Here is a 12778-nt window from a genome sequence, read left to right on the forward strand (position 1 = left end):
TAATACTATAGCAGAAAAGAGCCGTGATAGCAAGTTAAAGCGACAGATTATGACGGCGTATACCGAATTTATCCGAATTTGTGGTTGCTATCATGAATACAGGGCGCTATAATATAAAGGTATACCTGTCGAATAATGGCGGGTGCATCGAGAATCCAAAGCATATTCCAAGCATAGATTAGTTAAGAGGTATACTCATGGCAGATAAAAGCGCAAACAAACCGAAGAAGGGAGCGCATTTGATCAAAAAGCAGGCCAAAAAGCCGGAAAAACCGGCGCAGGTCATCCGGACGGAAGCTAAGCAGCCGAAGAAGAAACGTCGTGTTCCTATCGGTGTAAAGATTGCCGTCGGCGTTGTCATTGCGGCGGCAGCCGGTGCATTCGGCTATGTGTACTGTTACCCGAATGTTTTTCCGGGCGTGACTGTCGGACCGATCGCGGTCGGGGGCATGAACCGCGATGATGCGGCAAACACCATCGAGGACCAGAGTGCGCCGCTGTACGAGGGTAAGAACGTCACGGTGACGATTTACGGCTCCAACTATGATATTCCGGTCGATAAGGTGCTGAAAAACGTGGACGGCATCCAGTCCGCCGAGAACGCCTATGAAATAGGCCGTACCGGCAATCCGCTCGAGCGCGTGCGCGATATCATCGGCGCAATGCGCGGTCACAGAGAGGCGCAGATTGCGGCAACTGTAGATGAGGAAAGCCTGCGCGGCACGCTTAACGAAATCGCGGACACGGCGCTGACCGAACCGGTCAATCCGACTTGGGAACTGAAGGACAGCAATCTGATCGTGCATTCCGGCAAGCCGGGCGTCAAGTTTGACACGGATGCGGTAGAGCAGGCGCTGACTGATCAGATCCGCCTGATGGACTTTGAGCCATATGAGGTCTCGACCGATGTGACAGCCGCTCCGGCGATTGACGTTGACAAGATTGCAGCCGACATTATCGGTGACCCGGTCAACGCTACTGTCAGCAAGGAGGACGGCAAGACCATCATCGCCGGCAAGGCAGGCGTGTCGTTCGACACCGATAAGGCCAAGGAGATCATTGGCGACGGCTCGCAAGAGACCTACACCATTCCTGTGACGATCACCCAGCCGTCCATCACGGCAGAGGCGCTCAAGGCGAAGCTGTTCCACGATACACTCGCGCGTACGGCGACCAATCTCGATGAGGGCAACGCACCGCGTACGAACAACATCCGTCTGGCGGCTAAAGCCATCAACGGCACTATCCTCAATCCGGGTGACGAGTTTTCCTATAACGGCACGGTTGGCGAGCGCACAGCCGCACGCGGTTATCAGGAGGCGCATGCCTACTCGGGCGGCAAGATTATTGACGAGTTCGGCGGCGGTGTCTGCCAACCGTCCTCGACGCTGTACATGGCCGTGCTGCGTGCCGATTTGAAGGTGATCGAACGGCATAATCATTCGTTTACCGTGTCCTACACACCGCTCGGTGAGGACGCAACCGTGGATTACGGCAATCTGGATTTCCGGTTCGTCAACAATACGGCGTATCCGGTCAAGATTCTTGCCGAGCAGACCGATGGTCAGATGATCATGACCATTGTCGGCACCAAAACGAGCGACAAGACGGTCACGACCCGCACAGAGGTGCTCGAGACCTACAAGCCGGAGACCGTTACAAAGACGGACAGCTCGATGGAGGCAGGCGACAGCCGCGTGGAGACCTCGGGCATCACGGGCTACTCGACCAAGACCTACAAGCAGATTACTGAAAATGGCAAGACGACCGAGGTGCTGGCCAACAGTTCCACCTATTCCAAGCGGGATGAGGTCGTGTACGTCGGTGAATGATAAAGAAAACGGAGAATTTTATGAACAATTTTACAGCTGAGACCCGCAGACAGCTTAAGCGGGAGCAGAAGACGCGTGTAATGGAAAACCTTGGCCGGTGTATCGGCATCCAGCTGATGTACCTCGTGCCGTATGTGCTGCTGATGGTGATCCTGTACGTTTCCGTGTTCGGCAGAGCGTTCGCGCTCATCGCAGGCGGCGTCAGCGCAAACGATTACCAGTTGATGGCGGCACTCTCACGCGGATTGAATACGGTATGGCTGTGCATTGCGCTTATGCTGGCGATCACGGGCCCCCTGCAGTTCGGCCTTATGCACTTTTACATCGGTCTCGCACACGGCGAGGATGTAACGGTGGGTATGCTCATGTACCCGTTCACCTCGCTGAAAAGTGTCTGGGCGGGCATCCGCATGGTGTTTACGCTGTGGCTGCGCGGCATTATCTGGTCGATCGTACCGACCGTCATCTATTCGGCAATCGTATTTTCGGTTGCTGTGGCTGTCTCGGATACGGCACAGTATCAGGTAATTGCGGGAGCGCTGCAGGTTGTGTACCTGCTGGTGATGATTCCGATTCGCGTTAAGCTGCAGACCTACAATGCTGGCTGGCTCCTGCTCGCGCAGGACGAGAACCGCAGCGCATGGGCGGCTACGCGCGAGGCTTCATGGGCGTTCCGCGGAAATCTGATGAAGCTGTTTGTGTTCGACCTCAGCTTTATCGGCTGGTATGTACTGATCGCCGTTGTTCTGTGGGGATGTATCCTGCTCGGTACGGTCGGCCTGACTGCGATGAGCACCGGCATGGCGATTGCGGTGTTCGCGGCGGCTCTGGTGGCGGCGCTATGCCTGACCGCTGTGCTGAACGGTTTTCTTTCGGCGTATATGGAAAGCTCGTTCGTGCGTGTGTATGAGCATCTGACCGAACCGTCGGCGGAGTTTTATCCAGAAGGGTAAGCATCCTGCCGGGCAACCTGCATTCGTGGAGGTTATGCGGTGATAGCATCAGGCAAACGACAGGATATCATTTATGAACGTGTGAAAAGCCTCGGAGATGTATGCTCCGAGGCTTCAGTCTGTCAAAAAAGTATTATTTGAATTTTTACGCTTCGTGCGGCAGCACGCATAAAATAGAATTTGCGAAGCAAATTCATAAATTCCGGGAGCATGTATCTCGGAATTTATACAAGGGAAGAAAAAATGTGCCCGTAGGGCGCGGTTTTTCTTCAGTATTCGCTCGAAAGCGTGGTTTCGAGCGAGAGGCTGCTCGGAAAACGATAGTTTTTCGACAGCCTCAAGCCTCGGAGATGTATGCTCCGAGGCTTTTCCTATTGTATCGTACCCGCAGATACGCTATAATAAACCTATCTCCGGAAAGAGAGGGAACCCTGATGTTTGAATGGTTTACAGAATTTATGGAATCACCGCTGGGAAAGCTGATTTCCACGGGAATACTGGCCGTGGCGGTGCTGCTCCTGACGCTGGCGGCGGCCGGACTGGTCAATCGGCTGATGAAAAAGCTGGTTGACCGTCACCGGAAAACGAACAGCAGTATTGCGACCGTCTTAGGATTTGTGCGATACATAGCGGTTGCTGCGGTGTACTTTGCGGGCGGCATGGTCATCGTAGGTGCGATTCCGGTGCTGTCGAGTGCGGTGCGTACTCTGCTGGCTACCGGCGGTGTGATCGCGGTGGTTGCCGGTCTTGCTGCACAGGAAGCCCTCGGCAGCGTGGTCAGCGGCGTGATGATCCTCGCATTCAAGCCGTTTAAGATGGGCGATGTCGTGCGCTATGTCGATAATGACATCACCGGCTGCGTTGAGGAGATCACGCTGCATCATACCGCAGTCCGCACGTTCGAGAACAAGCGCGTCATTATCCCAAACAGCAAGATGAACAGTGCCATCATCGAGAACGCCGACTATGCGGACAGCAAGGTCTGCGTGTTCCTGACAGTGGGGATTACCTACGAAAGCGACCTCAAAAAAGCCAAAGAGCTGCTCGCCCGCGAGGTGCGGAAGCAGCCGGCCTTCCTCGATATTCGCACCGAGCAGCAGAAAAAGGACGGCGTGCCCGATGTGCCGGTCGTTGTGCTTGAGCTGGCGGATTCCGCAGTTGTTCTGCGTGCATCGCTGTGGGCGAAGGATAACGCCACTGCATTCGCGCTCAAGTGCGCCGTGCTCGAGGGCATTAAGCTTACCTATGATGCAGAAGGCATTGATATTGCATATCCGCACATGCAAGTCGTAAAAAGTGAGGAATGAGGAGGCAGAAGTGAGGAGCGGACAATGATTTCCCGTGTTGTCGGGCGGCCGGTGGTCTCCTGCGCAGCGGTAAACCGCAACCGAAACTCCTGTCTCCTGCCTGTAAGAAATCGCAAGATATTGTAAGACAACCACCCGCATTCCTTTTATAATATGGTCAAAGAGCAAAGGGAGGAACATAAGATGAGGAAATTACGCGTTGGTGTAATCGGCATTGGCGACATCAGCAATGTTTACCTGAACAATCTGAAAAAGTATGACGCAGTCGAGGTGGTGGCGTGTGCCTCACGCGGACTGGAGAAGGCACAGCGAAAGGCGGAAGAGCACGGTATTCCCAAGGCATACGCCTCCGGTATGGAGCTGATCGCTGACCCGGATATTGACATTATCCTCAATCTGACGACGCCGCAGGCACATTATGAGTATAATCTGGCAGCCTTGAAGGCGGGCAAGCATGTCTACACGGAGAAGCCGCTGGCGATGACGTTTGAGCAGGGCAGGGAGCTTGTTTCGCTTGCTAAGGAGAAGGGACTGCTGATTGGCTGCGCGCCGGACACCTTCCTCGGCGGTCGCTTGCAGAACATCCGCGAGCTGATCGACAGCGGCAGACTGGGCCGCATCACGGGCGGCGGTGCGTGGTTTGTCGGTCACGGGCACGAGTTCCACCATCCGGCTCCGGCATTCTTCTATCAGCCGGGTGCAGGCCCGCTGTACGACATGGGGCCGTACTACGTCACCGCGCTGCTCAGCCTGCTCGGCCCGGTAAAGCGCGTTTGCGCAATGGCCACCAAGGCAGGAGAGACGCGCACCGTGCCGTCCGGCCCGAGCAAGGGACAGGTGCTGCCGGTGGACGTGGATACTCATATCAACGCGATTCTTGAGTTTGTGTGCGGCGCACAGGTGACGCTGACCTGCAGTTTTGACGTCTGGGATTCCGAGCTGCCGCGTATGGAGATTTACGGTACCGAGGGAACCGTTCTCATTGACGAGAAGGATCCGATTTCCGGTCCTAACCTGTTCGGCGGCGATACGCTCATGCGCACGCCCGACCAGTACCGCTGGGCGGATGCCGAGCGCCGTCCGGAGAACGTAAACGCGCCGTGGTCGGTCGTGCCGAACAGCCATCCGTACAATTCGGTCAGCCACGCCGAGAACCCGCGCGGTATCGGTCTGGTGGATCTCGTCTACGCGCTCGAGGAGGGCCGCAAGCCGCGTGCCTCCGGCGAGATGGCGCTGCATTCGCTTGAGGTGATGGAGTGCATCCTCAAGAGTGCGCATGAGCACATCTTCTGTGAGCCAACGACTACATTTGAGCAGCCGAAGCCGCTTGATTGGCAGTAATTGAAGTAAAAGCCCGAGAAGGATTTTCCGTTCTCAATTGCACCGCATGTCTACCTGAAAAAGACACCCCCGGGTGTCTTTTTTATTCCGCAAGTCCCATCGTGCCGTTGCCTTCGGTGGTGATGCAGGTCAGATCATCGCGGACATACAGCACGACATCGGGTTGATAATCAGCGATATAATCAAGAATATTCTCGCCGTCATAGTGGCGGTAATCCAGGCTGCGCATTTCGTCGCACGAGGTATACAGGATGCCCTCCAAGGGGTTCGTGAACGAATCGCCGATGACAAGCACGCGCGGCAGACCGGGACGGTTTGTCTTAATAATGGTTTCGCCAATGTCGCCGCCCATGTAGTAATCATACACGTTGTTGAAATTTTCGTTGACTACCGTGCTCTCAACCGGCTGGCCGCTATCCTCTCGCGCAAAGGGCACGGGCGTGCCAAGTGTGAAGCGGTACAGCTTGTCATTCGTAGGGTACTCACCGAGCAGCTTGCGGGAGCGGGAACCGAGGAACGGCCGCTCAATCTGCTCGATGGTCACATCGGTGGTGACAGGTGCGTCTATGCCGAGCGTCTGCAGGTGCTCCATAGTGCGCAGATAGGTCTCATACGCGCCGTAAAAGTTGTAGTGATGGTCGGTTTTGCTGTAATATTTCTCCGGATCGGTGCAGAGATAGTCAGCCATGTTCAGGCAGTCAATGCCGCGCGCATCCAGTCCGGCGAGGAAGTCCGTGCGCATGGAATCATCCGTGTAGGTGCCAGACGTGAGGTACGACGGATACTTGTACCGCAAAGCACTGCTCTGCTCGGGAATGGACAGATAGACAAACCTTGCACCGACAGTCTCACACACCGTGTTTACCTGCGAGAGCGCATCCAATACGGTCTGCATGTCCTCATGGTTGTAATCGGTGCGCGGCTTGCCGTGATAGGGCAGCAGCGTATCACCCGCGATAACCGTGTTGCTGACGACCGGATTGTGCAGCGCAAGCTCCTTGCGGACGTTCAGCCGCAGCAGCGGAACACGGCAGGCAAAGTGGTCGCTGATATAGGTTTCCACATTGGGAAAAAACGTACCGTCCAGCACGGTATCGACACTCGGCACCGGAAAGACCGCCAGCCTGCGGTTTTCGTAAAACGAGCCTTTTTCCTTCGGACTGAATACGCTGACAGCCGAAAAAACGACCAGCGTACCGCAGAACAGCACGGTTTTGACAATATGCTTTGCGTTTTTCATGTCTCAACCCTCCTCAGAAGCGGAAGTAGATAAATGGGTTGTAGCTGCTGGCGAGCAGGCGCATCAGGCACAGCGTGAACAGGACAGCCAGCACCGGAAACTCCAGCACGCGCCATACACGGGAGGCCTTGAGACGCGGAAACACCGGCGCGGACAATACAACACCGAACAGCAAGTATGGCCAGAACCGCAGCAGATATTCGATTACGAACCGGTTGAGCGGCACCGCCGAGGTGAACATGCTGCCGAGATACTGCACTGCCAGTCCCATCGAATCGCTGCGGAAGAACACCCAGCCGATGACGATAAAAAACAGCGCATAGACATGCTGCAGCACGGACGGCAGGCGCGTAATCCATCCGGCGAGGAATTTCTTTTCCAGAATGAGCAGGATACCGAAGTACAGACCCCATGCCATAAACGTCCAGTTGGCACCGTGCCAGAAGCCGGTCAGGGTCCATACGGCAAGCAGATTGAAAATGTGCCGTGCGGGCGAGCACCGGTTGCCGCCGAGCGGAATGTACACATAGTCGCGGAACCAGGTGGACAGCGAGATATGCCAGCGGCGCCAGAACTCGGTGACCGACTTGCTGATGTACGGATAGTTGAAGTTTTCGAGGAACGCAAAGCCGAACATTTTGCCGAGACCGATCGCCATATCCGAGTAGCCGGAGAAATCGAAGTAAATCTGCAGCGTATAGCCAATCGCGCCCATCCACGCACCGGCAGCGGACAGCTCGCTCGGTGCATATTTGAATACGCCGTCCGCAATCTGCGCGAACACATTGGACAGCAGTACCTTTTTGCTGAGCCCGAACAGGAAGCGGCTGATACCCTCGGAAAACTGCGCAAACGAGTGTTTTCGCACGGCAAGCTGCACGTTGACATCGTGGTAGCGTACGATCGGGCCTGCGATAAGCTGCGGGAACATGGAAACGTATAGCGCCAGCGAAAACGGATCGTGCTGCGGCGGAACCTCTCGGCGGTATACGTCAATGACGTAGCTGAGCGCCTGAAAGGTGTAAAACGAGATGCCGATCGGCATGACGATATCCGGCACCGGAATACCCAGTCCGAACAGGCTGTCCGCTGAGCTGATGAAGAAATTCAGATACTTGAATACACCCAGCAGGCTCAGATTAGCGATAACGCACAAAATAAGCAGCGGTTTTCTATATGTACTGCGCATGGACAGACCGAACAGGTAGTTCATCAGTATCGAAAAAATTAGCATGCCGATCAGCCTTGGCTCTCCGTAGAAATAAAAGAACAGGCTGAATAAAAGCAGCACCGCGTTCCGCACTCGGATAAATTTCTGCGGCACGATATAATAGCAGAACAGCGCCGCCGGCAAAAAGAAAAATAGAAAAATCAGACTGCTGAAAACCATGTAGCAAACATCCCTGTATGGTAAAATTGCTGTCAGAAAGGCAAAACAACCGACAAAAAGCACCTTTAGTTTACCATGTTCTGCGCGGATTTGCAATCATGCATCAGATAGCCGCATCGTTTCTGAATTGTTGTTTACTTTTCCTAAGAACCATGCTATAATAAAGAAAATCTATTGGCTTTTTCAATCAAAAGGAGGAAGATAATATGAAAAAGATGAGAATCGCACTGGCATCCATGCTGGTTGCTGCCGGCATTACGGCAACAGCCGGTGCGGCGAACTTCACAAACTGTGCGGACCGCCTGAAGGACGTGGGACTGTTCCAGGGCACGAATCAGGGTTACCAGCTTGACAAGGCACCTACCCGTGCCGAGGCTTCGGCAATGCTGGTCCGCCTGCTGGGCAAGGAGGCTGAGGCGGAAAAGCTGACCTACACCGCACCGTTTACCGATCTGAAGGGCTGGGAAAAGCCGTATGTGCAGTACCTGTACGATAACGGCCTTGCCAACGGCATGAGTGAGACTGCCTATAACCCGACCGGCAAGTGCTCTGCACAGATGTATACCACGTTCCTGCTGCGCGCACTCGGCTACTCGGATGCCAAGGGCGATTTTACCTATGCCAAAGCACTGGATTTCGGTGAGCAGGTTGGCCTGGTGGACGATGTCAATTGCAGCACCAAGAATTTCCTGCGTGACAACGTAGTTGCAATGAGCCTGACCGCGCTTGATACCGATGTCAAGGGCAGTGACAGCATTCTGCTCGATAAGCTGGTTGCAGACGGTGCGGTTGACAAGACCAAGGCTGCTTCTCTGGGCGCATTTTTCGCAGACGCGGACACATTCAACACCGCTGCGAAGAACACCTCGGCGGAGTCCAAGATGGCTATGGATATGAACATCAAGGCAAGCGTTAAACTCGGCACCACCAAGCTGCTCGATATGTCCATGCCGATGACGATTAAGGCCGATATGAACCTCAAGGAGCTGGACAAGTCCGTGATGGCATTTGGCGGCAAGCTGAACATGACGATCGACCCGTCTTTGGCGAACGGCGGCGATACCAGTATTTCGCAGGATATTAACTATTACTTCACCAATGGCACTTACTACATGGATATGGGTGCACAGGGCAAGTACAAAATGGCGATGTCCTTTGATGATGTGCTGAACGGCATGGAGATTTCTGCTATGAACAGTTCTGTTCCGGTCAGCGCGATCGAGAGCATTACCAAGGGCAGCGGCGGTATGACCGTTAAGTACAACATGAACAGTGTCTTCAGTTCCGACCTGTTTGACGAGCTGCTCGGCGGCATGCTGGACGGTGTTTCCATCAAAACCCGCGATATGAATGTTACCGCGAAGGCAGTCAATGGCATGCTTACCGATACCGCGATTTCCGGTACGGTTGATATTACAGCAGAGGGCGAGACCATCAGCGCAACTCTGAACGCAGCCGCTAAGGTAACCGCTACCGGCGATGCGGTTAAGATTACGCTGCCGACCGATCTGAGCAGCTATGTCGATCTGCCGACCGAGATTAACTGACGGCTTGACAATTCCGCATCTTTTATGATAAACTTATCTCACTAAAATTTGTGTGGATTTTTACAGCATCTCAAGATGTTCTTTTTCGCCGCACGACCGGGATTCCGGTCGTGCGGTTTTTTATTTGCACAAAAGGGAGGAACCGAACGTGAACCAACGCTTTATGCGGGAAAAGCCGATACTGCCGCTGTTGCTCTCAATGGCGCTGCCGATGGTGGTTTCCATGCTGGTGAACTCGCTGTACAACATCATCGACAGCCTGTTTGTTGCAAAAATAGGAGAGGACGCGATAACAGCGCTGTCGCTGGTCTATCCGGTGCAGAATTTGATAAACGCGCTCGCTATCGGCTTCGGCGTGGGCATTAACGCAGTGATTTCGTATCATCTCGGTGCCGGTGAGATCGACAAGGCGGACGCGGCGGCGACGCGCGGTATTGCGTGCTCAGTTATCCACGGCGTAGTGAGCATGATCGTGTGCATCACCGTCATGCCGCGTTTCCTGCGGCTGTTCACGGATTCTGAGCAGGTAGCGGAGATGGGTACGCAGTACGCGTCTATCGCGTTCGCGTTCTCGGTGATTATCATGGTCGGTCTCGCGTTCGAGAAGATTTATCAGGCGATGGGTCGCATGCAGGTGACCATGACAGCGCTGCTGTTCGGCTGTGTGACAAATATCGTGCTGGATCCGCTGCTCATCTTCGGTATCGGGCCGTTCCCGCAGCTCGGCATGCGCGGCGCGGCACTCGCCACCGGCATCGGCCAGCTGGTAACGCTGGCGTTCTATCTGGTGATATATCGGCTGCGGCCGGTGTCCGTGCATATCACACGCAAGGGGCTGCACGGTACTCGAGGCATCACGGCACGGCTGTATGCGATCGGCATTCCGGCGGCACTCAATCTGGCGCTGCCGTCATTGCTCATCTCGTGTCTGAATGCGCTGCTGGCTGAGCTCAGTCAGGCGTATGTGGTCGTGCTCGGCATCTATTACAAGCTGCAGACTTTCCTGTATCTGCCTGCGAGCGGCATTATTCAGGGTATGCGTCCGGTGATCGGTTACAACTACGGCGCGGGTGAGCGGGAACGCGTCAGCCGTATTTTTCAGGTAGCGCTTGCGCTGTGTGCGTGCATTATGATGATCGGCACTGTGCTGTGTCTGGCGTTCGCATCTCCGCTGATGGCACTTTTCACCGAAAATGTCCGGACGGTGGCTATCGGTGCACATGCGCTGCGCATTATCTGTGTGGGATTTCTTGTTTCGGCGGTTTCGGTTACGGCATCCGGCGCACTGGAAGGACTCGGAAAGGGTACGGCGTCGCTCGTGATTTCGCTGTGCCGGTATACCGTGGTCATTCTGCCGATCGCGGTCGTGCTGTGTAAGATTATGGGTGCGAATGGCGTTTGGCATGCGTTCTGGGTGACGGAGTTTATCTCGGCAGGAGTGGCATTGGTCGCTTGGAAGCGAGTATAACTGCGCTGACGCCGCGCGGGCGCCTGCCGCGCCCGCGGCGGTGGGCAAGAGGGTAGACACCTACGGTTTCTACCCTCTTAACTCCCGTTTCCTTTTGTTTCCGAGTCTGGCGCAGACCAGAGATCGGCGACCGCTTCGAAAAGGGGAACGGCAGAGGATTTTTTCTACCGTAGGGGAGCACAGTGTGCTCCCATTTCTTTACCTATTCGCAGTGTCAGATAGCGTTCTGCTATACAGCTCGGCTATTCTACGCTGGGTGCGGCATAACAGTGCCGCACAATTCGTCAGCGCGTTATGATAGATAGGGCCTGCGAAGATAAATTGTATCAAACGCCTAATCCGTAGGTGCCGTGCGGTATAACGTGTTAAAGAGTTTCGCAGCACGGGTATCCCCGGGGGACTCGCTCTTGCCCTGTGGGCAATTCACCTTGTGTTGCGCCTGCGGAGACTTTCCGGTCTGTGTAGCAGTAATGTATCTGACCCTGCGAACAGGTTTCGAAAGACACGGTAGTAAAAATCCTCTGCCGTTCCCGATTTCGAAGCGGTCACATGGAGGCAATCTGCGCCGGACTATCAAACAAGGGAAAGGTAGGAGTCCAAAGAGGAAGGGAAAACGTAGGTGTCCCTTCCTTTTTGCCACGCAGCGGGCGCCGCGACGTTCCCGCTGTCCCCGTGGGCGGCGAATCCCCCCGTTGAATCTCAGTGAAAAACACACCGCCCGTCAGGGACGAACACGCTTGCGCAGTTCGAGCCCCCCGGGTCAATCGGTGCAGGGAAACGACAGCTTTCCTATTGACACAGTAGGCATTCCCCGTTATACTTATAACTAAGCGAAAAACTGCACGAAAGGGAGAAAAAACTTGCTCAATCAATTTTCGAGAACCGAGCTGCTGCTTGGCAAGCAGGGCATGGAGCGCCTGTACAACGCGCGTGTTGCGGTGTTTGGCATCGGCGGCGTGGGTGGCTACACGGTAGAAGCGCTGGCGCGTTCGGGTGTCGGTACACTTGACCTCATCGACGATGATAAGGTGTGCCTGACCAACATCAATCGCCAGATCATCGCTACCCGCAAGACGGTCGGTCAATACAAGGTAGAGGCCGCCGCCGAGCGTATTCACGATATCAATCCGGACTGCATGGTCAACATTTACAAAACCTTTTACACGCCTGAGACCGCTTCTCAGTTCGATTTCACCCAGTATGACTACGTTGTAGACGCCATCGACACCGTAACCGGCAAGCTCGAGCTGATCGAGCAGGCAACCAAGGCCGGTACGCGCATCATCAGCTGCATGGGTGCAGGCAACAAGATTCACGCCGACAAGCTGGAAGTGACGGATATTTATAAGACCTCCGGCTGTCCGCTCGCGCGTGTTATGCGCTATGAGCTGCGTAAGCGCCGCATCCGCAAGCTCAAGGTCGTGTACTCCAAGGAGCCGGCTATGACGCCAATCGACGATATGGCGATCAGCTGCCGCCAGAACTGCATCTGCCCGCCGGGCACTGCCAGAAAATGCACACAGCGCCGACAGGTTCCGGGCAGCACGGCGTTTGTGCCTGCTGTTGCGGGTCTTATCATCGCAGGTGAAGTTGTTCAGGACTTGACCGGCGTGGAGAATAAAGGATAACACAGGCAAAACAAAAACCGTCATCTCAAATGCATGAAGTGACCCCAAAAAGTTAGACAATATTTTGAAGTA

9 protein-coding genes are annotated in these 12778 nt (G+C 54.8%); 7 read left to right on the top strand and 2 right to left on the bottom strand.

Annotated features, from left to right (window positions below; genetic code table 11):
* Nucleotides 1-197 precede the first annotated feature (197 nt).
* The 4 genes from PGY33_RS08930 to PGY33_RS08945 all read left to right on the top strand — a co-directional run bounded on the left by PGY33_RS08930 (nucleotide 198) and on the right by PGY33_RS08945 (nucleotide 5433).
* Nucleotides 198-1832, top strand: coding sequence for a VanW family protein (locus PGY33_RS08930; protein ID WP_118480180.1), 1635 nt, complete (start codon nucleotides 198-200; stop codon nucleotides 1830-1832).
* Nucleotides 1833-1852: 20 nt separating this feature from the next.
* The gene (locus tag PGY33_RS08935; protein WP_270478280.1) at nucleotides 1853-2785 is read left to right on the top strand and encodes a DUF975 family protein; all 933 of its coding nucleotides are present in this window, start codon (nucleotides 1853-1855) and stop codon (nucleotides 2783-2785) included.
* 434 nt (nucleotides 2786-3219) lie between these two features.
* On the top strand, nucleotides 3220-4092 hold the full coding sequence (locus PGY33_RS08940) for a mechanosensitive ion channel family protein (protein WP_158574443.1): 873 nt from the start codon (nucleotides 3220-3222) through the stop codon (nucleotides 4090-4092).
* 183 nt (nucleotides 4093-4275) lie between these two features.
* Nucleotides 4276-5433 (top strand): Gfo/Idh/MocA family protein, encoded by a 1158-nt coding sequence (locus tag PGY33_RS08945; RefSeq protein WP_118480174.1) that lies wholly within the window; start codon nucleotides 4276-4278, stop codon nucleotides 5431-5433.
* A gap of 82 nt (nucleotides 5434-5515) precedes the next feature.
* Here PGY33_RS08945 and PGY33_RS08950 read toward each other — a convergent pair whose 3' ends face one another.
* Together PGY33_RS08950 and PGY33_RS08955 are read right to left on the bottom strand one after the other, a co-directional pair.
* On the bottom strand, nucleotides 5516-6673 hold the full coding sequence (locus PGY33_RS08950) for an alginate O-acetyltransferase AlgX-related protein (protein ID WP_118480172.1): 1158 nt from the start codon (nucleotides 6671-6673) through the stop codon (nucleotides 5516-5518).
* 13 nt (nucleotides 6674-6686) lie between these two features.
* A complete protein-coding gene (locus tag PGY33_RS08955) occupies nucleotides 6687-7907 on the bottom strand; it encodes an MBOAT family O-acyltransferase (RefSeq protein WP_330424804.1) in 1221 nt (406 codons plus the stop codon).
* A gap of 362 nt (nucleotides 7908-8269) precedes the next feature.
* On the opposite strand from PGY33_RS08955, the gene PGY33_RS08960 reads away from it, so the two are divergent.
* From PGY33_RS08960 to PGY33_RS08970, 3 genes are all read left to right on the top strand, one after another.
* The gene (locus PGY33_RS08960) at nucleotides 8270-9610 is read left to right on the top strand and encodes an S-layer homology domain-containing protein (RefSeq protein WP_118359515.1); all 1341 of its coding nucleotides are present in this window, start codon (nucleotides 8270-8272) and stop codon (nucleotides 9608-9610) included.
* Nucleotides 9611-9758: 148 nt separating this feature from the next.
* Nucleotides 9759-11078, top strand: a complete 1320-nt coding sequence (locus PGY33_RS08965) for an MATE family efflux transporter (RefSeq protein ID WP_270478282.1) — start codon at nucleotides 9759-9761, stop codon at nucleotides 11076-11078.
* A gap of 860 nt (nucleotides 11079-11938) precedes the next feature.
* The gene (locus tag PGY33_RS08970; protein WP_118480166.1) at nucleotides 11939-12706 is read left to right on the top strand and encodes a tRNA threonylcarbamoyladenosine dehydratase; all 768 of its coding nucleotides are present in this window, start codon (nucleotides 11939-11941) and stop codon (nucleotides 12704-12706) included.
* Nucleotides 12707-12778: the final 72 nt, after the last annotated feature.

This window comes from Butyricicoccus sp. AF18-9LB (assembly GCF_027684505.1).
Lineage (GTDB): Bacteria > Bacillota > Clostridia > Oscillospirales > Butyricicoccaceae > Agathobaculum > Agathobaculum butyriciproducens.

Bases quoted from the DNA above. Each gene is read 5' to 3' on its own strand.
- PGY33_RS08930 (WP_118480180.1), top strand. From the start codon at position 198: ATGGCAGATAAAAGCGCAAACAAACCGAAGAAGGGAGCGCATTTGATC.
- PGY33_RS08935 (WP_270478280.1), top strand. From the start codon at position 1,853: ATGAACAATTTTACAGCTGAGACCCGCAGACAGCTTAAGCGGGAGCAG.
- PGY33_RS08940 (WP_158574443.1), top strand. From the start codon at position 3,220: ATGTTTGAATGGTTTACAGAATTTATGGAATCACCGCTGGGAAAGCTG.
- PGY33_RS08945 (WP_118480174.1), top strand. From the start codon at position 4,276: ATGAGGAAATTACGCGTTGGTGTAATCGGCATTGGCGACATCAGCAAT.
- PGY33_RS08950 (WP_118480172.1), bottom strand. From the start codon at position 6,673: ATGAAAAACGCAAAGCATATTGTCAAAACCGTGCTGTTCTGCGGTACG.
- PGY33_RS08955 (WP_330424804.1), bottom strand. From the start codon at position 7,907: ATGCTAATTTTTTCGATACTGATGAACTACCTGTTCGGTCTGTCCATG.
- PGY33_RS08960 (WP_118359515.1), top strand. From the start codon at position 8,270: ATGAAAAAGATGAGAATCGCACTGGCATCCATGCTGGTTGCTGCCGGC.